The sequence below is a fragment of the Oceanobacillus neutriphilus genome (assembly GCF_014645515.1).
GTDB lineage: Bacteria > Bacillota > Bacilli > Bacillales > Amphibacillaceae > Oceanobacillus > Oceanobacillus neutriphilus.
Map to the genome: position 1 here is coordinate 1 of NZ_BMLW01000017.1, position 22,659 is coordinate 22,659.

A 22,659-nucleotide genomic window follows, 5' to 3' on the forward strand; every position below is an offset into this window, starting at 1 on the left:
ACGTTACCAGGAGAACTTAAATAGCCTGACACCGTTAGAATACCGGTATCAGACTGTTGCATAGATTTTTGTTTTTTTACTGTCTACTTGACAGGGTGCAGTTCATAGCGAAGGCGGACCGTTTTGACTCCTGAGGGATTAGCATCATCTGAAGACCCACTTTTGCCAAGTGCTCTTCTTGGCAAAAGTTAGCTGAAGAGCATGCCCCTAGGCAGGCTAAGGTCGCAACGTCCTGGGGTTGCGATTACTCACCCCATCGAAAGGAGTTGTTGCAACGCCTGCATTAGTACGTCCTGGGACTGGGACTGCGGTTACTCGTCCCACCGAAGAGCTTTTGCGATTACTCGCCCCATCGAAAAGAGTTGTACGTCGAAAGCAAAACGGTCCGCCTCAGCGGTGGCCTTACATGTTACCTTCTTTCTAGATAGAGTTTAGTTTATGCTTTGTCAAGAGATAGATGGAAAGAACGACCAACACACGTCCCAGTGATAAGCAAGTTATTTTTTAAGGTGCGAAAGTTGAATAATTTAATAAAATACCGATCAATTTTAGATGCTGCTTCTCCACCCTACCCTCCGTGGTAAATCATCCTGTTAAATTTAAAATTCTTTTACAATTATTGAATTAATCTGAAAAGCAATTATAATGAGTATAACAAATTAAATGATATATTTGTTTTATGTTCAATGTGGTTTTCAATTCTCATGAAGAAAGGGAGCAAAAAAATGGAACAAGTTATACAAGCTTTAAGTACAAAATTATCAAGTGATCAAATATCCTCAAATGACACAGTAAAAGAACTACATAGTAAAGATGAAACCTATCATCAGACAAGCATGCCTGATGTCGTCGTGTTTCCAAAATCAACAGAAGAAGTTTCCTTTATTATAGAGGTTGCCCAGAAATTCCAAACTCCGGTAACCCCTTTTGGAGTCGGCACCAGCCTGGAAGGACATGTTATCCCTTACCAAAAAGGGATTACGATTGATTTTTCATTAATGAATCAGATTCTGGAAATAAAAGAAAGTGATTTGCTTGTAAAAGTACAGCCGGGAGTAACCAGAGAACAGCTGAATAAAGAATTAAAGAAGTATGGTCTTTTTTTCACTGTAGACCCTGGAGCAAACGCAACTCTTGGCGGAATGGCAGCAACAAATGCAAGCGGTACCACTACAGTAAAGTACGGTGTTATGCGTGATCAGGTCCGTGATATGGAAGTTGTGCTTGCGGATGGCAGCGTGATTCATACCGGGAATCTGGCTGCAAAGTCCTCTTCCGGTTATCATTTAAACGGTCTTTTCATCGGTTCTGAAGGTACCCTGGGCTGTTTTACTGAACTCACACTTCAGGTTTATGGAATACCGGAGCATATTGTTGCTGCGCGGGCTACTTTTCCAAGCCTTACTAACGCGATTGAAGCTGTAACCTCTATTTTGCATGCGGGGATTCCCATCGCAAGAGTTGAGTTTGTTGATGAAGCTTCCGTAACACAAATTAATAAATTCAGTGAGACGGATTACCCTACCAAGCCTACCCTTTTCCTGGAATTCCATGGAAATGCCTCTGGATTACAAGAGGATCTTGCATTTTCACAGGAAATTATGCAGGATCACGGCTGTGACAATTTCAGCTCGGAAACAGATACCGCTGCCCGTAATCATTTATGGGACGCCCGGCATAATTTAGCATATGCCTATATTCATGGCCATGTTGGTAAAAAAATGATGCTGACAGATGTCGCTGTTCCAATTTCAGAATTGGCAAATTCCGTGATCTATGCCGGCGAAGAATTAGAAAAGCTGCAAATTCCCGGAGGTATTTTGGGGCATGTCGGCGACGGAAATTTCCACTCGTTAATCATGATCGATATGGAGAATGAAGAGGAAGTGAAAAAAGCAAAACAATTTAATGAGAAAGTAGTGCGTTATGCGTTAGAGCGTGGCGGAACCTGTACAGGTGAACATGGTGTAGGTATCGGAAAAAAGCCTTATCAACGCTTGGAGCACGGTGCAGCTCTCGATGTCATGATAAATATCAAAAAAGCTTTAGATCCAAATAATATACTGAATCCATCAAAAATTGTAGATGTTGATAATAGAGTTAATCTATGAAATGCTTGAGAAGATAAGAGCTCTGGCAAACAAGTATTTTGCTATTCCTGCCATTATTGCAGCTGTTATTTCGTTTATCTTCCCTTCTGCTTTCATACCATGAAATAAAGGTTCAACACCAAAATACTGTCAGCTGATTTTTTTTCAGCTGACAGTTTCTAATGATCAGTCAAACAGACAGTATTCAAAGTACTAACTGCTTTTTGGTTTACGTACCATCCCCAATATTCCAGCAGCGAAATAAAAGAAAGCTCCAACAAAAGTTCCGCCTTGTGTAATAAATAAGGAAACTGCTGCAAAAATGATTAACATCATGCTGGCAGTTTTGGCCTTCTTGTCCCCTTTAAACCAAACAAAGCCAAGGACACCGATAATGATTGCTATTCCCATCATTCCAAAACCAATGGTACCCCCCTCTAATAATCCGCCCATACTATTCGATTCTGCATATGCCTTATCTATTGCTTTCATATACATTCCAACTAAAAATACATAGAACAGTCCGCCAATAATCGTTAAGGTTATTTCGATAGACCTGTTCATATAATTACGCTCCTATTCTTTGTTTAACTTATTTTTTCATACACCAAAGAAATGGATACTTTCATAATTTTGAAGTAACTGAACTGCGAGTATTCTCTATTTATTTAAAACGGGCCATCCTCCGACATCATCATTTCGACAAATTGTTCAACACCCTCTAATTCATCTGTTTTCACTAGAGGAATCGATATTTTATCAAAAAGTGGTTCCGCATTTACAGCAAAGAAATCATCAATCATATAAATTGTTTTCGGTAAAACTTCTATTTTATCAAGAAGCTGATAGATTGCCTGCTGCACACCTTCTGCATAATAAACTGATTCTGCTAAATCATAATGAAGAACGGCCCCTGTTTCATGTTCAACAAGAATAAGAATATATGGCAGAAAAGGTCTTGAATCTGGAGTATTCTGTACTGGTTCGCCCATTTGAATCAATGCCATTTCTACTTCTTTTCCATTTGCAGACTCTGCTTTTTTTCTCATTCGTTTCCATTCTATTTCAGACATATCCAGCTCTAAAACAGGTTCTTGCAGGGCTTCTTCAAGCAATTTATCAGTTGATAAGTATATTAACTCTTCATTTCCATCAATAGCAAGCATGGTTCTCCCGAAGCTCGGAACCTTTTCAGACAAGTTTTCCGTATCTGAAAGAAAAGCATCCAATTTTAATAGAATTTCCGTTAAAAGAAGACACTCCTCCTGGTTAATCCTCCACGGCAATTGATCCGGAATCATACTGACAAAAGAAGGCCATTGATACTTCCCGCGATATTTTCTGCCCAGTTTTTTAATTAATTCATATTCTTCTTCATCCAAATCATCCCGATTATTAAAATCCACTGTGACAGAGTATTGATTGAAAAGAAGTGCAGGATTGTCTTCATATGGATCTGAATCCATAATATCAAAAAACGATAATAAACCTTTAGAGCCGAGGAAACAGGTAACACCATAGCTCTCTCCAGCATTCCCCATAATTGAGCAATAGGCATAATCATTTATCGCTTCTGACCAGATAGCAATTAATTGATCATCATAAAGCTCCAGCCATGGTTTTTTATTTTTCACCTGATCAGCTGCATCAAATAATTCATTCCATTCTTCTTCATCCGGCTCTATTTCTTCTGAAGTCTCGAAAAACAAATCATCATAAAATTCACTAAACTGTTCATTTATATATTCTACAAGTTCCTCATTTGCCATTGGTTCTAAATTATACTCCGTAACAAATTCCTTATCCTTAAGTGCATTGCCTTCAGCGGCGAAACAAAATGGCAAAGGTAAATCCATTGGCAAATCTGCTTTTTGTTCTAATATAATTTCATGATACCATCGGCTGCCCTCTGCATCGTTTATATAAGTCATCCGGTCACCAATATTTTTCAAAAACTCTGCTAAAGTGACCTCTTCTTCATTAAAAGCAGATTCACCTTTAAACAAATTCTTCGTCTCCGAACCAAACCGGTAATCACCCTGTAAAAAAAGATGTGAAGCCATATCGGGCCATGCAAACGCTATTTGTAAATAGCTATTGAAATCTTCAAAAGTTGTCTCTTCTGATACGATTAATGTCCGCCATACAGGTTGTTCCATGTTTTTTATACTGATTTTTACTTGAAGAGCCAAGAAAACACATCCTTTTTTTACTATATTTTCAGTTTATCAGCTTCTTAATCTGATTCTTATTTTCAAGATAGCTCTTCTTCTGGCAAAATGCAACTATTTCTATGCAAAAGCTGCGCATAAGAACAAGACAATGAAGTAATCATAATTCTTTACAAAAGGTCAGAGCTTCCTTTCTTATTTCCGGCTATTTAAATGCGGCAGCTTATGAATACATCTGCCAAATCACCAACCAGACAATAAACATAATACTGCTGATGCAAGTCAATACATATCCAGTCTTCTGCACTTTAGACAGCCGCTTTTTTCTCCAGAATACAATCACTATAATAACGGAAATAAAACTGACAACAGAAAAAACATAATTTCCTATAAAATGAGGAAGCAATTCTGAATACGTCCGCATTGGTTTATTTAACATACGTATAATTAACAGTGCTATATTTAGTGCCAGGGCAGTACCTGAAAGTGTCAAAATCCAATTCCATTTTGTAACCGCCAATATTTTTTTCTTTCTTCTTTTTTGTATAAATGCCAGCACTACTAAGACAAACGGATTAATTAGAAAGTAAAGCATGCACCAAATAAACAACCCTAAGCTGCTAAATAAGAATGCTTTACTTTTATCCATCGGGAGATAATCTGCGTATGTTGTTGAAATTTGCACGACATTACCATTATTTTCATGAAAATACATGACATTGCTTGGTATAAAGACGTCATCTCCATTTTTTAATTTATAAACATATGGATCTGTTTGCATATAAGTCGCTTTAAAACCACCTAATTCCAATTCAATTTCACTATCATTCATAGCTTCTACATGCAATGGAGCGAGGTATGTGTATAGATTCATAAATCCGTTATATGTACGGCGTGCCGATAAATAAGATCCTTCTACCTCAGACGCCGGCGGAAGATTTTCCTGTACCGTATGATCTCCCCTGCCCACTAATTCGTCTGTCAATCCAAATAAAAGATCGATTTCATCCGCTTGATTAGTTAAAATGATAATAGCAAAATTATCTTCCGGTACAATTTGTATATTACTGGAATAAGCAATCGTATTCCCTGAATGTGTTAAACCTCTATACTCGCCATCGTACTCCCAGAAACCGTGTGCGAGCCCCGGAACGTCTTCTTCGGGAGCATAGCTTGTTGAGAGCAGTTCGGTAACTGTCCCGTTTTCCTTAAATAAAGAAGTATTGCCTGATTCAGATTGCATCAAAGCCTGCGCAAACTTCGCCAAATCAGCTGCAGTCCCATTTATTCCTCCGCTTGGATACATGGAAATATAAAAAGGCTCTGACTCTATAAAGGCTCCGTTCTCTCCAGAAAAATATCCTTTTCCTTTATGGAGTTCAATTTCCTGGTTATCCTCCACAGGCAGATGCATGGTTGACTGATTCATTTCCAATTCTTCAAAAATATGTTCATCTACATATTCATAAAATGGCTGGCCAGTAATTTCTTCAATAATATAAGCTGCTAAAGAAGTAGAGTAATTGGAATAAGCAACAACCTCGCCAGGCTTAAAAACCTGCTCCGGCTCTGCTGTTTTCAAGACTTGCTCCAAAGAAACCAACTGCTCTGGAGAATCGAATAATAAATCAAAAATATTCTCTTCAAAGCCTGCGTTATGATGCATTAAGTTCAAGATGGTAATGGGATCATCGTAATTTAATTTGGTCAAAAAACCGTCCGGTAAATAATTTCGTATATCCTCCTCCAAATCCAGTTTTCCCTGTTCAGCGAGCTGCATGGCAGAGACCCAGACAAATAATTTGGTAATAGATCCCCATTCCAGAACGGTTGTCTCCGGATCCATCGGAATTTGATTTTCTACATCTGCATAACCGTACCCTTTGGAAAAAACAATGTGGTCGTCCTTGATAGCAATAATTGCTGCACCGGCTACGGTATCACCGATGTATTCTTCTGCATAATTATCTATAAATTCCCCCAGTTCATCAATCGGTATCCCTGATGGCGTTGAATTTTCCGCTGCTGAGAAAGGATTGGGAAAACATAGCCCTAATAAGAATATGTAGAGAAAAATGCTGATTCTTTTTATCATTTTGTTACCTTCCCTCTGCTTTTTATATACAAATTCTGTATTTATCATACCATTAAAGAGATATTCTGACAGTTATTATTTAAAAAATTCTAATAATTTTCAAGCGTTTTCTATTAAAAATAACAGGTTTTACGAACGGAGAGCACCACTTTTTTTGATACAGGGTTATAGTTTTCTGCCTTCCAGATATACAAGGTATAAAAGGTGTATCCGATGAAACATATGAACAACTCGTGCAATTTTTTTACCACCACCATGACGGACATATTAACTGCGGATAAAAATAGTATTGATAAATCTGACACGAGTTGGATGTATGAACACGAGTTATATGAGGAAGCAGAAAAATATGCTGAAGAAAATGATGTATATGCTATCGGAGTCTTCCCTAACCCGCTCTTTTTAGTAGCCAGTATTCTGAAGTGAATAGTGAAGAGGAAGCAGCATTTCAATAAAAAGATGACAAAATGCAAGCAGGATAATGAAGAACATGTTTATCCTGGTATGGTAAGATATAGATGTTTATTCTCAGGTGTGAAAGTTGAGTTAGTATATTTGCATTTCAAACTCCTTTGCAGCCCTGTAATTAATTATCAGGAAAATCAAAAAAGAAGCTCCCTTTATCGTGCTAGAGCTATTTCTCTTTCTGCTATAAAGGGAGAATTTCAATGTATACTTGTAATTTTTCAGTACATATTACTTATGTTCACTTAACCAATTAGTAAGTTCATCCAATTCATCGCCTTCAAGATCTTTAAAAGCTGGCATTCCTCCGTCTGTTCCATTTTCAACAATATCAGCAATCTCATTCTGAGAATATTTGCTGCCGATTTCTGTTAAATCCGGACCACTTCCTCCTGCCATATCCTGACCATGGCAGCCGGTACAGTTGTTTTGAAATACCTCTTCTCCCGCTTCAACACTGGCAGACTCTCCATCTCCCTCATCTTCTTCATCACCTGCAGGCTCTGTCTCCGTCTCTCCTTCACTACCTGTGTTGTCAGCGCCTTCATCCTTGCTGTCTCCTCCACAGGCTGCTAATACACACACTAGAATCAAGGCTAATAACATGAGATAGAACTTTTTCATTTTAAGTTACCCCCCTTTTTAAAAAATTATTTTCAATTTTCATACTACTCTTTTTTTCTTTTGATATCCATATATCTGCTTATAAAAATAGATTCAAAATACCCACTAAAAATTACTCGTTAAACCCTTTCCATTCTGTAATGTTTTCAGTAAGATTAATACATAATATGCTTCCCCTGCTAAGAAAAGAAGATGTCATTTCTCTTTTTACAGGGTTCTGTTCATCAATTTATATAAATATTCGCAGTATTTAATCTAATAAAAGTCAGGCAAAATGAACTGTATATTTTCCAAACAAATTGACCTTTTACTGTAAAAAATAATCCCCCTTTTTCCAATCGTTCCGTTGATTACAAATGAAATAAACGCAATCCCATTTAAAGATGATAAATATTGAAGAAGAGTATATACTTGTATGGTGTTTAGAAATTGCATCTTATTTATTATAATAGATTTAGACATTCAATATATCCATATAAAAATTGGTATTACAGAAGTTTAGGAAAACGGCCATCTTCTTTTGTTTTATACTGAAATGATGGTTTTTTAGTTTGTTTAAATGAGATTGTACCAGTTCTATCCTTACAAAGTTACCTGCTGGTTTATCGATGAAGCAATACATATACTACAGCTTTCAGATACTTAAAAGTTACTTTAACTATGGCATTGTCGCGATTATTGTTCAAAATAGATTGACCAATGTAAATAAAAACAAATGATTAATGATATACAGGAGGAAGCAATTATGAGAAGTATTCAGAGCTGGGCTGCAGAACGTTTACTCACACGGCTTAGTAATAAAAATAATTTTACCAATCATAAATTATACGCTAAATTTTTAAAAGAAAAACAAATTAAAAATGAGAAGCCTTATGTTTTGCCAAAATTTATTAAAAGAAAATTTAATATTAAAAAACAAAAGATTGATGGAATGGACTATTATATCTTTAACCAAGAAACAAATACTTCCGAAAAAGCTGTAATCTATTTGCATGGAGGCGGATATATAGAACAACCATCCGTGTTCCACTGGCTTTTCCTTGGAAAAATAGCAAAAGAAACAGATGCTAAAATTTTCGTTCCTATCTATCCCAAAGCCCCTAATCATCAATATAATGAATCTTTTGATAAAGTTCTTCCGATATACGAATGGATTTTAAAGACATTCGGTAAAGATAACATTACCTTGATGGGAGACTCAGCCGGCGGAGGATTTGCATTAGCGTTAGCACAATTGCTCCTGGAAAAAGGTTTATCACAGCCACGGCATATCATCTTAATTTCACCTTGGCTTGATATTACAATGAAAAATCCAGATGCTGCTGTGCTGGAACGTAAAGATCCAATGCTGGGTATTTATGGATTAATTGAAATGGGTAAAGCGTATGCAGGAGACACAGATCCGAATTATTATTTACTCAGCCCAATAAATGGAGAAATACACGGGTTGGGAGAAATTACTTTATTTGTCGGGACACATGAAGTTTTTTTACCCGATGCCAGAAAGTTCAGAGACAGACTGAGAGCGGAAAAAGTGAAAATAAATTATTTTGAATATCCGAAAATGAACCACATCTTTGTACTTTATCCTATTCCTGAAGCAAAAATAGCGACCAGAGAAATAGTGGATATTATCAATAATTGATTATAGCGTTTATGCATTAACATCAATAAGATTACAATAATTAATGCAGTGATTGTTTCTAGAATAATAGAATTTTCGTTATTTTTTATTAACATGCTGCCTATGCCATTAGCATGTAGTCCCGGTGTCAAATACCAGAATAAGATCCAACCTCCGCAGATAAGAAGAAAGGATCTCCAAGGCAATACTCTTTTATTAGATGGGGAGATGTCATCTGATGATGTAAAAAATAGAGAGTCTAATGTGTTTTGGTTCTTCCTTTTCATATGTACCAAATCCTTTTTAGAAAATTTAATTCCTTCCTGCTATACTTGCCGGATTCTTTTATTGCGGCTCTTTCTTTTATTAGAACCGTAAAAATACATACTCAATGGCCACCACAGAATTAGAAAAATCGGATATACTTCCCAAATAATATTTGGTGTGGAAATCGCGCTCACCACAATGAAAAATACAACGGTTAAAAAGGTTCCGAAAACAGACAGTCCAAAATATCTTTTTGATCTGATAAAATATAAAAGAGCTGGCCACCATAAAATAGCGAAGGTCGGATAAACAAACCAAATTGTTGATGGGGAATAGTACAAATTAATAAAAACCATCAAGGCAATAAATAAAATACTCCCCCAGACAGAAAAATTCAAATCGATTTTTGCTCTTTCAATTCTTTTTTCATCTCCATCACTGTTTACGCGATAAACACCTAACTCGTTTTTTATTTCATCAATGTTACCAAATTCCACGATAGCTTTATTGACAGCATCCTCTTCTTCTTTCCCCTGTGCCATCAAATCGTATACTTTTTCTTCCAGATTCTGAAAAATTTCTTGCTTGATGATTTCTTTTTCCTCACTCTTTGGAATATCTTTAATTGAACTACTCCTACTTATCAACCGTAAAGGTTGCTTGAAGTAGGAGATTCCTAAGAACACCAACCCATTGGCCAGTTATGGATTAGGCTATCCCCGCAGTCCCTGCGGTTATCCGTAATGCTTCCTTACGAAGATTCCTGCTTGCATTAATATCTCTTTGATGATGGCTTTGACAGATATCACACGTCCATACACGCAAAGCGAGATTTTTAACTTCTTGGTTTTGGTGTCCACAATGAGAACACAGCTGACTGGATGGATAATTTTTAGCGACCGTAACAACCTGCTTTCCATACCAGGCCGCTTTATATTCCAGCATCGTTTGGAACGCTGACCAGGATACGTCGCTAATTGCTTTTGCAAGATTTCGATTTTTCAACATGTTTTTCACAGACAAATCTTCTATTCCGATGATATCGTGGTTTTTGACTATCTCGGTGGAAATTTTATCCAACATGTCTTTTCTTTTATTAGCAATCTTTTCGTGAAGCCGGGCTAATTTTCGTTTTTGTTTCTGCCAATTTGCTGAGCCAGCCTGTCTCCTGGACAGAATTACTTGCGCTTTTACCAATTTCTCTTCTAATATCCGGAAAAATCTTGGATTTTCATACACCATTCCATCAGAAAGGGTTGCAAAATCGGTTAATCCAACATCAATGCCTACGCAGGAACCAGTCTTTTCAATGTGCCCGACTTCCGTTTCCGCTACAATCGAAACAAAGTATTTTCCTGATGGGTTGCGCCGGATTGTTGCATTGATAATACGTCCTTCCACTTCCCGACTTTTAGCAAAACGAACCAATCCGAGCTTGGGCAGTTTGATATGTTTATCGAATATGGCAATATTTCCATTGACATGTTTCGTGGTATACGATTGAACAGGATTCTTTTTTGATTTAAAACGAGGTGCCTTATTCTGCTTCTTATAATAACGCGTATAGGAATCATTCACGTTTTCCACCGCTTTTTGAAGGGCAATACTATCGACTTCTTTGAGGAAAGGATAGGTTTTCTTTAATTCCCGAACTGCTTTGATTGCCTTATTTTTATTGAAAAATTCGCCCTTCCAATTATTTTGAAGAAGCTGCCCGTTTTGTACCATTTCATTCACCGTGTGCCAATAGTGGTCTTTTTCTTTTTGTTTTCCTGTAAAATAGTTGTAGACAAAGCGGGAGCATCCGATTGTCTTATGGATGAAGGTGATTTGTTTTTTGTTCGGATAGATACGAAAACGAAATGCTTTTGTTATTTTCATAGCTTCTAACCTCCTCCTGTCTATTATATCAGAAGAAGGGCGTTTTTGGAACATTTGTTCTATTTAGTATTGGACAGTCGAGACACCCAAAAGCAATCTTATGTGCATAGGAGATTCATCTCCCCCTTACCTCTACGCGCTTGAAGAGGGAGTTTCCTCTCCTTTTTTGATAAATCGTCTACATGGTTTTTTATCTTATTCAATCTAATCCCTCCATAAACAAATCAATAATTTCCTTTGTTTCCTTCCATTCCCTGGCTGTCTCTTTTAAATATGCTTTACCTAACATCGTAATTCTGTAATATTTTCGCTTCCCGCCATGAGACACTTTCCCATAATACGACTCGATTAATTCTTTCTTTTCAAGGCGCTGGAAAACAGCATATAATGTTGCCTCTTTAATCTGAAAACGATTGTCTGTCCGTAAGCTGATTTGTTTTGATATTTCATAACCATACTGATCATTTTCATAAATCAGCCGCAGTATAATCGATTCCAGGTGCCCCCGGATAATATCACTTCTAATCATAATAATCCTTCCTCATCATATAATTATATCTGATAGAGTAATATTATCACTGATTACTCTATGTGTCAAAGTAATTATAATTAAAGAAAATTGATGCTCCTAATTATTTGAAAGGTCTATTAAATAAATCATTTCAATTTAATAAGCATTTATTACCATTTACTTATTATTATATCGGAATAGTAATTATATCATTTATTACTCTTTCTGTTATAGCAAAATCACAAGCTGTATTGAGGTTTATAAATCTACGGAAATCAAGCATGTAATATGAAGATTTTTTCTGCATTAGAAAGATCAGTCATCCCTAAAATTTTACCTGTTCTTTCTTTGGAAACAGGTTTCATATCTCTTTATAAAAACATTATTTTTTACAGGAATATTGAAAATATATAGTAATTTATTTATAGTTAATGTTAAAGAAAGGAAGAAACGCTGGAGGAATATATAATGAAAAAATATATCGTCATGTTTGTATGTATACTAATCATCGCAGGTGGCTGCGATATGCGTATACAAGAAGAAAATAGAAAGCCTTCAGAAATGAAGCTTGATGAATTACCAGAAGCACCAGCATTTAAAGATGACTTTACAAGAGGATTTTTACAGTCCGCAGAGCCAGTACGAGAAGGGTATTACCCTTTTTTATCGGAATCAGAAAGCTTTACCATGGACTTTCCTGAAGAGATGAAAGTGGAGTATCGGAGTCATTTCGCAAGTTCTGATAACGAGAGGGAAACAGTTGAAATAAGAAATGTAGAAAAGAACAGAAATGTTCATGTCCATTCTTTTATGCAATATTATCGCTCTATGGGCACTGCAGAAGATAGTATGAGAATGATGTCAGCAAGTGCTGATAAGGATTTAAATTTCAAAAAAATAGAAACAGCTTATGAAAATCAATATTTAGATGTTGCAGAATTTCAATATGATGAGAACAACCACACTATCTTAGCGATAGTATGGAATGAAGCGGGTCAACAGATTCAAATTTCTTTGATGGCAAGATGCCTGGATTCTGAAGAGATGGATCGATGTGAACCTTTAACAAAAGAGGATAGAGAAAAAATAATGGAACAATTTAAATCCATAGAATTGATTCTCCCCGAAAACGATTAATCATATCATAAAGAAAAAAACAGAATTTATAATTGGCAGTGTTTTCAAATGATAATGAAAGGTTTTCTAAAACACCCAACACGTTAGTATAAAATCGGAATGTATTTATAGCTATCTAAAAGCAATATTTTTATAGTTTCTTATACAAAATAAATACTGACTGCACAGACAGCCAGTATTAAAAACCGCACGGAAGAAGACCATTGAATATTAATTACAAACTTTTCTTGCAGTTAGCTAACCCGAGTTCCGCACTGCCAAAATGCCGGGATCGGGATTACTCTGCGCGATAAAACCAGTAAACACAAACGGTAATTCTTCTTTCTCAACGTACCTCTTAGCATTATAACAATTGTAAAAAGCTTATACAGCTCATTTTCTAATCATACCATTATCCCTGTAAAGATAACATTTGAATGATCGTCTCCATTACAGCATCCTCTTCATTGGAACGAGCGATGTAATTCGCGGCATCTTTTAATTCCGGTACTGCATTACGAACCGCAAAACTATATTTCGAACGGACCATAAGCTCTAAATCATTATAACCGTCACCAAACGCCATCGTTTCTTCCGGGGTCGTATTTAATAAATGCTGTAAATGTTCAACAGTAGTCCCCTTATGAACATTAGCATTTGCAATATCAATCCAGGCTGCTTCAGAGGCAACAATGTAAGCTGAATCAAAAAATGGAGATAATTTCTCTTTTGTCTCAAAACAATTTAAGGATGGATCATGAACTGTTATCTTAATAAAATCATCCGTTATTTCATTAAAATCAGCAACCTGCCTTATCTGTGTATATGATCCTTTGACAACATTCATTTCATCCGGTGAAAGGTTTTGTTTAACAATCGCTGCCTCTTTCGTACATGCGATAATCGTATGTTTCGAGCTTATTTCCTCAAGTAAGTGAATAATTTTCAGTCCTAATTTATTGCTTAACAATGATTCATAAACAAATTTACCTTGATGCTTGATTCGGGTTGCGCTGTCTCCCAGAATCCATAAATCATTTGCATCGTCTCCAAATAATGTCTCCACACGTTCACATTGTTTCCCTGTAACAGGTGCAAATACAATACCTTTTTCCTTCATTATCTTTTTAACATCTTTATACAATTCCCGATTAAAATCACCACTGTTATTCAAAAATGTACCATCCATATCTGTTAATATCAATTTAATCATATAATATCCTCCCGCTCTGTAAATAAATTCATCCATTTAAGAACTCTATTTAAGACGATCTGTATTTCTACCTCTCCTGCTTTAATAATTGAGATGTTTTCAGCAAGCTGTTTAATTTCTCTGAGCATAGAATCATTACTGCAATAAAAATAATAATACAAATCGTAAAGACTCCCATCGTTGTGTGAGATACAATGAAACCGATAACAGGCGGCATAAATGTAGTGCCTGTATAAGCGGCAGCCATTTGATAACCCATTATTGTTTGAGAATGTTTTTTTCCAAATCGCGACGGTGTTTCATGTAACATACACGGAAATATTGGAGCTAGACCAAGCCCAATAATGATAAAGCCAGCAAGTGAAAAAAAGGCGGGCAGTGGCAGTAACAGAATAACGGCACCTGTTAATGCTGTGATTTGGCCAGATCTAATCAGTGTGCGATTCGTTATTTTAAAGGTAATAAAACCAGTTATTAACCTTCCTGCTGTTATCCCCACAAAATACATAGAAACCCAACTGGCTGCTGTTGCTGCATTTAATCCTTTGATGTTTACTAAGAAACTGCTTCCCCAAAGGTTTACCGTTGCTTCAACACCACAATATAATAAGAAAGAAACAAGCGCTAGTTTAACTCCCTTTATTTGCGTTGGCTTTATTTTTTTTATAGGTTCATCCTTCATTTGATAGATTTCATCTCCATTCTGATCAGGTATGCTATGCGTACTATTGTGGACTACTTTGTTCCATAAAGGCAAAGAGAAAAAGAGAATCAAAACCAATACAAATTGAATACCGGCAATAACGAGATACCCGTTTCTCCAAGAATTATCCCCAGAAATAAAATACGCCATTATAATCGGTCCGAGGGATGCTCCTATCCCCCAAAAACAATGCAGCCAGCTCATATGATGCGCCTTGTAGTGGGTAGCTACATAATTGTTTAACCCCGCATCAACAGCTCCAGCTCCCAAACCAAGAGGAATGGCACAAATGATTAACCAAATTACCGATGGAGCAAAATAAAACCCTAATAAAGCAATGGCAGTCATTAAGACACTGACAAAGGTTACTTTGCCAGTACCGAACAATTTAAGTATCCTCCCGCTAACTAAGCTGGAAATAATCGTACCAAATGCAATCATCATAAAAAGGATTCCGCCTGTTTCAATTGGGGCGCTAAGATCTGATTGCATTACCGGCCATGCTGCTCCTAATAATGAATCTGGTAGTCCTAAACTGATAAAAGCTAAATAAATAATTAGTAAAAGATATACTGCCATGTTTTATCTCCTTTTAATTTTTATCTTTCCATGAAGATTTAAAATGAAAATTATAGTTACAGTCACCTCTCCTGAAAGTTAATTTTATAAATCGTGTCTTTCGTAACTAACCATCTTAAGCCAACTGTTATGCTTTGCTGGAAATTTCGGTCAAAATAGATGACAGGTTTGTTTGGCTGCCTGGAAAGATGCGTATTACCTCCAATTTGTCGCTTCATCATTTCTTCGTCTATATTTTCAGAGGAAATCACAAAAATACTTGGAGCTACAACAGCATTATAAATAGCTACAATTTCTGAAAGATTATGGACTAATTCTTCATCCGTACCTGGAGCAGCTTTATCCATAAGCATCGGAAGGTATTTTATTTCACCGGCCAACCCTTTCTGCCCTTCTATAAGTACACCTTTAGAAAGTATGGTTATTCCCGGCATACTTTTTTCTGGATAATAGATTCCAACAACACTTTCATTCGTAAGATTATTTCCAACACAATATCCCATCGTCATGATATGTGCATCATTCTGTATTTTTATAGGAATATCCGTTATTTTTTTCAGTTCTTTTTCAATATTCCAGGAATCAAACATATTTTCCCAACTGGATGTAATAACACCTTCAAAAATTTTCCCGGGCAGCGTCAGCCCTATTCTTTCAATTTCATATTCTCTATGAATATATTTATCAATGATTTGCAAAAGGTCATCTGTATTATTCGGAAAATCGACTATATCAGAAACTTTCTCATCTCCATCCAAATTTACAATTTTAATGATTGTTTCCAAGTTCCTTTTCCGTTCTGCACTCTTTTTTTCTTGAATTGAAACGAGAAGATAAAATGATTTGTCATAATTAAAAATATAATCGGCTGCCGGCCGCCCTGTCTTTTGCTGTACAAAAGAATTCTCCAAAAATATGTTTTCCTTCACTAATTCTTTAACCAATGAATTAATAGTAACTACACTAAGGCCGGTGTCTTTAACCATCTCTGCTTTAATAGCTTTTCTCTTTTTAAACAGCAACGCTTTCAATTTTTCCAAATTTTTTTGTCTAATAGGATTGTTTTCTTCTTTCAATCAAACCACCTCCCACATTCATTAAAGTACTTTATTAAGTGCCTTTAATAAATATAAATGATAAACAAATTATTGTAAAGAGAATTTGCAGGATATTGTCATAAAGTGAAACTTCATTGAGCAGGGTTTTCTTCCACGGGATTGGGACTGGAATAAATAATTTACCGGGGTTAAAAAGCGCTGCGCGTTGACAGTTCATAGATATTTAAGTTTGAGCTAAAAAGTTGACAAAAAAATTATTTTATGCTATAATTTACATTTATTATTTTTAGTTATATAATAGGGTTCCCTTGGCCAGGGGGCCCTTTTTTGCGTTCTAAATATCCTTACAGGAAAGGTGATATCCTATGAATTTATCCGATATGCTGAATTCCATCCAACAATCACATCATTCCAATACAATAATGGATCTGGTTAGTTTAAATGAGAAAACAAAAGAGCGGAATTTAGTTCTAACGCCAGATGATGCGAAGTCACTGGTGGTATCCAGAAATAAAGTGCTGCGTGATCATGCGAGAATTGAATTGAGCAACGGTGTGTTAAAGGAGTTAATTGAGGTGTTTTCCGTCTCCCCTTATATGAACCAGGAGTACTATGTTGATACACTGAATGAACTTCAGGAGATTTTTTATTATCTTAAAAATGAAACGGAAGATAAAGTTGAAGATGCAAAGCTTATTCAACTGATGAATGATTATTATAATGGATCCTGTGCAGGCTCTATCGAACTGTTAAGAAGTAAAATGGAAGAATTCGCGGAGAATTTCAGAAGAGATATAACACTTCCTGATTCTATATTTAAAGGGGATGAATAATATATGGAATTTGATAACAACTCAGGTCATTCCCGGCAGATTTCTAATATAAGAATTGATCGGTCACGGTTAAAACGAAACCAATATACCCTCTCTCTTCTGCAGGAAGGTCAGCGGTCAGGAGTCATCTCAAGTCAAAAAGTCTATCAGATACAAGTAGAGATGGTGCAGGTTCTTCAGCGATTAATCCTGCGGTATACTCAAGAGGCAAGTACCTCAGTGACAACGGAAACAGCGGAAGGAATCATGACATCCCTGCTTTATGCTATCGATACTTATACTCTTCAATATAAGAATCCTGATGAAGCACTTACTCATTTAAATAAGGAAAGTATAAAAGATATACATTCTAAAGGGGTTGAATTACTCCGCTGTTATTTTGAAGAAACAAAACAACTGTATCAAGAAGTTAAAAATATCAAATTAGATGTGCCGGTCGATGCTTATCATATGACTATTGATGAATCGTTACCTGTATTTATAAAACATTATGATATTATTTTCGAAGCCCAAAATACTATGGCAAGCATTGATTATCCTTTAGCTGTTGATGATATGCGGCTTCAGGGCGTTTTTTATATACGGCAGTATTTAGAGCGATTACGAATAGAGACAGAATTCTGCCGCTTTTTTAGTCTTCAGGATGTAATGTTTGTCTTAATAAATTTCGGAAAAATAAGTCGCTTTAATTACCAAATCGAGCTGTTTAATATGTTTGAGCTAATGATAAATAATGCTGTTTTTTCACTGCTGTCCGGAGGAAAACCTGATAATGTCCGGATTTCGGGAATTCAATTTGAGCAGCTGAATCGAATGTTAACAGCTGCCCCTGCTGATCAAAGGACGAAGTTGATTCATCAAGCTCTTGATCAGCTGCAGAAAACCCTGCAAACAAATCAGGCTCTCATTGATTACATCGATTTGTACCGCGGTGAATTCGTTCAAAGGGTGAATAATGCTGCAAAAATCGGCAGCTTCGAAACGCTTATTATCCGAGAAATAAAAGAACATGAAAAAACAATGGTATTCAAGTTAGATGAGAATGATCGAAAGAGTGATATACAAATGCGCAGCTTAGTAGACCGTATCTTAGAAATCAGCAATTCTGAAGAAAAAGCACTGTTCATCCGGAGACATTTTGTTTCACTGCATGATTATCTGGATCTGCTCCATGCAGGATGCCTGTTTAACGGGGATTATGAAGCTCTTTTTAGAACTTTTGGAGATATTGAACTAGCTATTTTAGCCAAAATCATATTTTATGAGAAATTACGGGATGCTACGCATGATTTGTCAGATATTATTGAGGATGGAATCGAAGCAGAGAATGAGTGGGAAATACATTATATTGAATTTATGCAGCAGTTGGAAGATGAGCGCATTAAAGCTATAGGAAATCTTATTTATGAAATCAATTATGAGGATATATCCTTTCATTAGGCAGAAATTATTGAAAGGAAAATGATTACTTCATCTCCCTTAAGTTTTCCTGTCTACAAAGGAATAGAACTGCGCGAAATAAGCAGTGAATTGTATCAGCTATGTTTGTGGATTATACTGGCAGTCAGGCTCCTCTTCTTGCGGTTTAATAAGCTTCAAATTATTGAGATGGAGACTTACCGCCAGTTTAAAATAAATTTAACCTGATTTAAGACAGTGAATAAACTCGATCATAACTTTAGAATCTAATGACTATTCGCGCATCTTAAGGCATCGGTTTTTCCGATAATAGTGAATAAGTCTTAAATAAACTATTGGACTCTGGTCTGATTTTCTTTATATAAAATGAAGTTCCGCTCTTATTGTGTTAAATAACGTTTAATTATTTAACACGAAGTCCAGAAAAAATTGCAAACAGTTGGGTTCATTCATTAATACACTGAATTATTTTTTATTTCCGGTATCTAATGAGTACTGTATGAAATTATACTTATAGTAATATCAAATTCTCCTGAAAACCAGTATGCGGTAAAATGAATCCAGTCCTTCCATTTCACCGCATACGTATAAATCTGATCTGCTACTTGAGAAGCATTTATTTTATCATCCCGTATTTCTCTTCGAAGGTGTCATCACAGTAAAAATGAGCATATATACCAAAACGACAAGCCCTATTGCAAAATAACTTAGCAGTAAACCGAAAAAATCAGAGGCTGCTCCACTAATCATTGGTCCAATCATCATTCCCGCAGAATATGACGTATTATAAATGGCAAAGGTAACACCGTATGCTTGGGTTTGGCTTTCCTGTGCAATATCAGCAAGTTCAGGAAGTGTCGGTGCGAGTACCGTTCCCATACTGATACCGATACAAGCTAATGCAGCAATTTGCAGCCATATATTGGTCGGTAAAACAACGAGTACCAGAGAAACAGCAGTAATGGCTAAACCAATAGTAATTGTTTTAGGATGACCGATTTTGATGGAAAGACCTCCAATAATGGGAGCTGTAAACGCATAAGCAAGTGAAGGTACACCAAATAATAAACCGATAGCTCCTGGTGATGCATCAAACACATTTCTTAAATAGGTTGGAAATGTCGGTTCCAGCACACTGGGAATAGCAGCACCGATAACAACTGCCCCGCCAACCATGAGCAAAGAACGATTTTTCAATAAACGGAACGCTCCTGATGGTTCCTCTTCCTTTCTGTGAGGCTCTTCTTTCAATAGAAACACTCGTAACAGCCCATCGATTAAGGCAATTCCTGCCGCTATAAAAAACGGAAGCATATAGCCCCCTAATTGGTAGAGCCAGCCTCCGAAAGCTGGGCCCAACAAGGTCCCCACAGCTTGCCCCGATAGAGCAATTCCCATGACTTTTCCCCGTTCTTTCGATGGATAAAAGTCTGCAAGCAATGCAAGACCGGATGTCCAGGTGGCAGCTGCAGCAATTCCTTGTAAAACACGGCAAAGGAGTAATAGCCAAAAAGTATTCGCAAACGCAAATAACAGTGTAGCGACACCGAGTCCTAAAATTCCCCACAGCATTGGACCACGTCTTCCAAATTTGTCTGAAACAACACCAAATATTGGTGTGGCAATTAATAAAGCAGCTGCATAGCTGCCAAATAAAATACCGATTGCAGTTTGTGATATACCTAAGTTTTCAGCATAGTCCGGCAAAATAGGAACAATCATTCCATAAAGCAGCATATCAGTGAAGATTGCTAAAGTTACAACTAACAAGACGCTTTTTTGAGCTTTTTTAATATTTCGTTCCTGATTCATTTTCTTCCCTTCTTTCTTCAGATATTTTGTTGTTAATATCAACAACAGCTACTTCCCTTTGTCAGAAGCTGAATGACCTCCTTTCTTCTTTTACTCCTTAAGAGGAAAAGAAATAATTGTTTTTACCGCCTCGCTAGCTCGCCGCCTCCACCGATAACCGCAGTAATTTATTATCTTACTTATGTCACTGCTATTATCCATTCCGAATAAAATATAATTTACCCTCCATTGATTACTCAACGTTGAATATAAATATATTTTTTTCTCCCTCTCAATTAAGAGGGAGAATTACTGATCATTTTTTTCTAAGTATATCAATGCTTTCTCGACGAAATCCTGCTGCTGTCTGATAGTAGCAAACATATTATCAAAAACCAGCTGCACCATGGGAGGAATATTGCCTTCTATTGCCGCTTTTTTTTCCTTCCAGCCCGCCTGGACGCTTCTATATTCATTTTCCAACGTTATTTGCTGCTGTTCTAAAGCTTGACGTGCTTCTTCTACGGACAGCTTATCAAAAAAAGAGATGCCTGTATATAAAGAGGCAGGATATTGAACGGATGAGCTGGTTAATGCCTCTCGAACCAAATCTTTCAGATGCTTTTTTCCTTCTTCTGTGATTCGATAGGTAAACTTTTGCCGATGACCCGTTTGCTCCACCTTGTCAATTGCAATATACCCATCCTTTTCTAATTTTTTGAGCGCATGATAAATCGAACCGATTAATACGCCGCCCCATCTTTCTGCATCTGTCATTCGCAGTGCCTGCTGAATATCATAACCGGACATCGGTTTCGTATCTAACATACCCAGTACAAGTAATCTTGTCATCAAAGTCACACCCTTTACTTAACGTTGAGTATTGTATAATGATTATATAAGAATGTCAATTATTCAGAATATAAATGCACAAAACGTTTATCCAGCTTTATTGCAGATTATTTACTTTACCGTTTTCGATAGCTCCCATTTGAAAGATAAAAATATGCCTCAATATCATTTATAATTAAAGATCTTGTACTCAATAGCAGTAATTCAAAGAACCTATTATTGCTAATGTGAAATAATTAACAGAAATAGGTTCCCTCGCAGTTGTATTATATTAATTTTCAAATGATTTTCGAAGTATAATTATTTCCTCAAGCTCTAGGCTGGTTAATTCAGATATTTCTTCATCCGTATAATCCCTGTCTAAAAGCTTTTTCACAAAATTTCGTTCTGCTTCTTTCTTTCCTTGTTCGACGCCTCGCTCTATACCTTGCACCATCCCTTGTTCGATACCTTTTTCTATACCTTCAGCCACACCTCTTGCCATTCCCTTTTCCATGCCTCTTTTTGTCGCTTCTTCCTCAATTTCTCTAAACAATCTTCCAAATGTCGGTGTGTCTCTTAACTTTTCCATTCCCATTATTTTTCCTTCCTCCTTTTCGTTTTGTGCAACTGGTAATGAGTCGTACAGCTTTTCCTGTAATTCCGTCGGTATCTGCAGGATATAATCAATAAAATACAACAGGGCGGAAAGATAGGCTTCGCGATGTGAGTACTTTTCGAATGCCAGGCTGATGAGCTTCTGTTTAAATTGGAACCTTTTTTCATTATCCTCGTCTGTCCTGTCATTATTTTTACTGACATAGATTCCTGCAAGAACAGCTAAAGCGAATGGATTATCAGATTTTTTCAGCTCTTCCTCAGCTTTTCCATAGAATCGGTAGGTGTTATAGGCATAGGTCAGCATTGTGCCATAAAAAGAATAATGGAACGTATCTTCATGGTGCTGATGGCTGGCATCAGTTAAAAGCGTGATGGAATAAATCGGGTGATTGTATTTATCGTAGACGCGGTAAAAGTATTTAAACATGCGTTCTGCAAAGTCTTGTCCGCCAATGGCCAGCACTTCAATATGAATGAAGACATATTTTTCTTCTCCGTTTTTCAGCAGCACCTTGACTAGTTTATCCGTATAATTTTTTCCTTTTCTCGAATCAATAACAAACTGAAAAAGCTCCAGATTTTTGAAATCTGCTCCTTTTTCAAAATCAATTTCGGGATATAAATCCCGTGCAAAATATTCCATAAATTCTTGAAATAATTCTTCAATCAAATTTTTCCAAAGTCCATCGTAATCTGTGTTCTTTTCATGATAAGTCTTTTTATTTTCTTTTATTGTTGTCAGCATTATTTTATCACATCCTCAAGTA

General features: G+C 36.4%; 19 protein-coding genes. 6 read left to right on the plus strand and 13 right to left on the minus strand.

Going from position 1 to position 22,659, the window contains the following annotated elements; genetic code table 11:
- Positions 1-725 precede the first annotated feature (725 nt).
- Entirely contained in the window at positions 726-2,111 is a 1,386-nt protein-coding gene (locus tag IEX29_RS22555; RefSeq protein WP_188737482.1) for an FAD-binding oxidoreductase, read from the plus strand.
- A 192-nt stretch (positions 2,112-2,303) separates the two neighbouring features.
- On the opposite strand, the gene IEX29_RS22560 is transcribed toward IEX29_RS22555, so the two are convergent.
- From IEX29_RS22560 to IEX29_RS22570, 3 genes are all read right to left on the minus strand, one after another.
- Positions 2,304-2,654, minus strand: coding sequence for a hypothetical protein (locus IEX29_RS22560; protein WP_188737484.1), 351 nt, complete (start codon positions 2,652-2,654; stop codon positions 2,304-2,306).
- Positions 2,655-2,758: 104 nt separating this feature from the next.
- Positions 2,759-4,282 carry a plasmid pRiA4b ORF-3 family protein gene (locus IEX29_RS22565; RefSeq protein WP_188737485.1) on the minus strand — a complete coding sequence of 508 codons (1,524 nt, stop codon included), beginning with the start codon at positions 4,280-4,282 and terminating at the stop codon, positions 2,759-2,761.
- Between the two features lie 202 nt (positions 4,283-4,484).
- Positions 4,485-6,356 carry a serine hydrolase domain-containing protein gene (locus IEX29_RS22570; protein WP_188737487.1) on the minus strand — a complete coding sequence of 624 codons (1,872 nt, stop codon included), beginning with the start codon at positions 6,354-6,356 and terminating at the stop codon, positions 4,485-4,487.
- A gap of 255 nt (positions 6,357-6,611) precedes the next feature.
- On the opposite strand from IEX29_RS22570, the gene IEX29_RS22575 reads away from it, so the two are divergent.
- The gene (locus tag IEX29_RS22575) at positions 6,612-6,782 is read left to right on the plus strand and encodes a hypothetical protein (RefSeq protein ID WP_229720341.1); all 171 of its coding nucleotides are present in this window, start codon (positions 6,612-6,614) and stop codon (positions 6,780-6,782) included.
- Between the two features lie 270 nt (positions 6,783-7,052).
- On the opposite strand, the gene IEX29_RS22580 is transcribed toward IEX29_RS22575, so the two are convergent.
- Positions 7,053-7,445, minus strand: a complete 393-nt coding sequence (locus IEX29_RS22580; RefSeq protein ID WP_188737491.1) for a c-type cytochrome — start codon at positions 7,443-7,445, stop codon at positions 7,053-7,055.
- A 745-nt stretch (positions 7,446-8,190) separates the two neighbouring features.
- Between IEX29_RS22580 and IEX29_RS22585 the strand changes: the two genes are divergently transcribed.
- Positions 8,191-9,090, plus strand: a complete 900-nt coding sequence (locus IEX29_RS22585; RefSeq protein WP_188737493.1) for an alpha/beta hydrolase fold domain-containing protein — start codon at positions 8,191-8,193, stop codon at positions 9,088-9,090.
- A gap of 305 nt (positions 9,091-9,395) precedes the next feature.
- On the opposite strand, the gene IEX29_RS22590 is transcribed toward IEX29_RS22585, so the two are convergent.
- The 3 genes from IEX29_RS22590 to IEX29_RS22600 all read right to left on the minus strand — a co-directional run bounded on the left by IEX29_RS22590 (position 9,396) and on the right by IEX29_RS22600 (position 11,746).
- Positions 9,396-9,983, minus strand: a complete 588-nt coding sequence (locus IEX29_RS22590; protein WP_308423664.1) for a permease prefix domain 1-containing protein — start codon at positions 9,981-9,983, stop codon at positions 9,396-9,398.
- A 61-nt stretch (positions 9,984-10,044) separates the two neighbouring features.
- Complete coding sequence (tnpB, locus tag IEX29_RS22595) at positions 10,045-11,217, minus strand: IS200/IS605 family element RNA-guided endonuclease TnpB (RefSeq protein ID WP_188737495.1); 1,173 nt, start codon at positions 11,215-11,217, stop codon at positions 10,045-10,047.
- A 199-nt stretch (positions 11,218-11,416) separates the two neighbouring features.
- On the minus strand, positions 11,417-11,746 hold the full coding sequence (locus IEX29_RS22600; RefSeq protein WP_188737497.1) for a PadR family transcriptional regulator: 330 nt from the start codon (positions 11,744-11,746) through the stop codon (positions 11,417-11,419).
- A 450-nt stretch (positions 11,747-12,196) separates the two neighbouring features.
- Between IEX29_RS22600 and IEX29_RS22605 the strand changes: the two genes are divergently transcribed.
- A complete protein-coding gene (locus tag IEX29_RS22605) occupies positions 12,197-12,865 on the plus strand; it encodes a YvcA-related protein (protein WP_188737499.1) in 669 nt (222 codons plus the stop codon).
- A 391-nt stretch (positions 12,866-13,256) separates the two neighbouring features.
- Here IEX29_RS22605 and IEX29_RS22610 read toward each other — a convergent pair whose 3' ends face one another.
- The 3 genes from IEX29_RS22610 to IEX29_RS22620 form a co-directional block, all read right to left on the minus strand.
- Complete coding sequence (locus tag IEX29_RS22610) at positions 13,257-14,057, minus strand: HAD family hydrolase (RefSeq protein ID WP_188737501.1); 801 nt, start codon at positions 14,055-14,057, stop codon at positions 13,257-13,259.
- A gap of 67 nt (positions 14,058-14,124) precedes the next feature.
- On the minus strand, positions 14,125-15,339 hold the full coding sequence (locus tag IEX29_RS22615; RefSeq protein ID WP_188737503.1) for an MFS transporter: 1,215 nt from the start codon (positions 15,337-15,339) through the stop codon (positions 14,125-14,127).
- Between the two features lie 62 nt (positions 15,340-15,401).
- A complete protein-coding gene (locus IEX29_RS22620) occupies positions 15,402-16,415 on the minus strand; it encodes an ROK family protein (RefSeq protein ID WP_188737505.1) in 1,014 nt (337 codons plus the stop codon).
- A gap of 347 nt (positions 16,416-16,762) precedes the next feature.
- Here IEX29_RS22620 and IEX29_RS22625 point away from each other — a divergent pair, with 347 nt between their 5' ends.
- Positions 16,763-17,230 (plus strand): DUF6323 family protein, encoded by a 468-nt coding sequence (locus tag IEX29_RS22625; protein ID WP_188737506.1) that lies wholly within the window; start codon positions 16,763-16,765, stop codon positions 17,228-17,230.
- A 3-nt stretch (positions 17,231-17,233) separates the two neighbouring features.
- Complete coding sequence (locus IEX29_RS22630; protein WP_188737509.1) at positions 17,234-18,670, plus strand: DUF6179 domain-containing protein; 1,437 nt, start codon at positions 17,234-17,236, stop codon at positions 18,668-18,670.
- 603 nt (positions 18,671-19,273) lie between these two features.
- Here the strand turns inward: IEX29_RS22630 and IEX29_RS22635 are convergent.
- The 3 genes from IEX29_RS22635 to IEX29_RS22645 form a co-directional block, all read right to left on the minus strand.
- Positions 19,274-20,503, minus strand: a complete 1,230-nt coding sequence (locus IEX29_RS22635) for an MFS transporter (protein WP_229720342.1) — start codon at positions 20,501-20,503, stop codon at positions 19,274-19,276.
- A 246-nt stretch (positions 20,504-20,749) separates the two neighbouring features.
- Positions 20,750-21,292, minus strand: coding sequence for a PadR family transcriptional regulator (locus IEX29_RS22640; RefSeq protein WP_188737511.1), 543 nt, complete (start codon positions 21,290-21,292; stop codon positions 20,750-20,752).
- Between the two features lie 271 nt (positions 21,293-21,563).
- Positions 21,564-22,637: an RpnC/YadD family protein gene (locus IEX29_RS22645; protein WP_188737513.1), complete on the minus strand. Its 1,074-nt coding sequence runs from the start codon at positions 22,635-22,637 to the stop codon at positions 21,564-21,566.
- Between the last annotated feature and the right edge of the window lie 22 nt (positions 22,638-22,659).

Coding starts and splice junctions, on each gene's coding strand:
- IEX29_RS22555 (WP_188737482.1), top strand. CDS start 726: ATGGAACAAGTTATACAAGCTTTAAGTACAAAATTATCAAGTGATCAA.
- IEX29_RS22560 (WP_188737484.1), bottom strand. CDS start 2,654: ATGAACAGGTCTATCGAAATAACCTTAACGATTATTGGCGGACTGTTC.
- IEX29_RS22570 (WP_188737487.1), bottom strand. CDS start 6,356: ATGATAAAAAGAATCAGCATTTTTCTCTACATATTCTTATTAGGGCTA.
- IEX29_RS22575 (WP_229720341.1), top strand. CDS start 6,612: ATGACGGACATATTAACTGCGGATAAAAATAGTATTGATAAATCTGAC.
- IEX29_RS22580 (WP_188737491.1), bottom strand. CDS start 7,445: ATGAAAAAGTTCTATCTCATGTTATTAGCCTTGATTCTAGTGTGTGTA.
- IEX29_RS22585 (WP_188737493.1), top strand. CDS start 8,191: ATGAGAAGTATTCAGAGCTGGGCTGCAGAACGTTTACTCACACGGCTT.
- tnpB (WP_188737495.1), bottom strand. CDS start 11,217: ATGAAAATAACAAAAGCATTTCGTTTTCGTATCTATCCGAACAAAAAA.
- IEX29_RS22600 (WP_188737497.1), bottom strand. CDS start 11,746: ATGATTAGAAGTGATATTATCCGGGGGCACCTGGAATCGATTATACTG.
- IEX29_RS22605 (WP_188737499.1), top strand. CDS start 12,197: ATGAAAAAATATATCGTCATGTTTGTATGTATACTAATCATCGCAGGT.
- IEX29_RS22610 (WP_188737501.1), bottom strand. CDS start 14,057: ATGATTAAATTGATATTAACAGATATGGATGGTACATTTTTGAATAAC.
- IEX29_RS22615 (WP_188737503.1), bottom strand. CDS start 15,339: ATGGCAGTATATCTTTTACTAATTATTTATTTAGCTTTTATCAGTTTA.
- IEX29_RS22625 (WP_188737506.1), top strand. CDS start 16,763: ATGAATTTATCCGATATGCTGAATTCCATCCAACAATCACATCATTCC.
- IEX29_RS22630 (WP_188737509.1), top strand. CDS start 17,234: ATGGAATTTGATAACAACTCAGGTCATTCCCGGCAGATTTCTAATATA.
- IEX29_RS22640 (WP_188737511.1), bottom strand. CDS start 21,292: ATGACAAGATTACTTGTACTGGGTATGTTAGATACGAAACCGATGTCC.
- IEX29_RS22645 (WP_188737513.1), bottom strand. CDS start 22,637: ATGCTGACAACAATAAAAGAAAATAAAAAGACTTATCATGAAAAGAAC.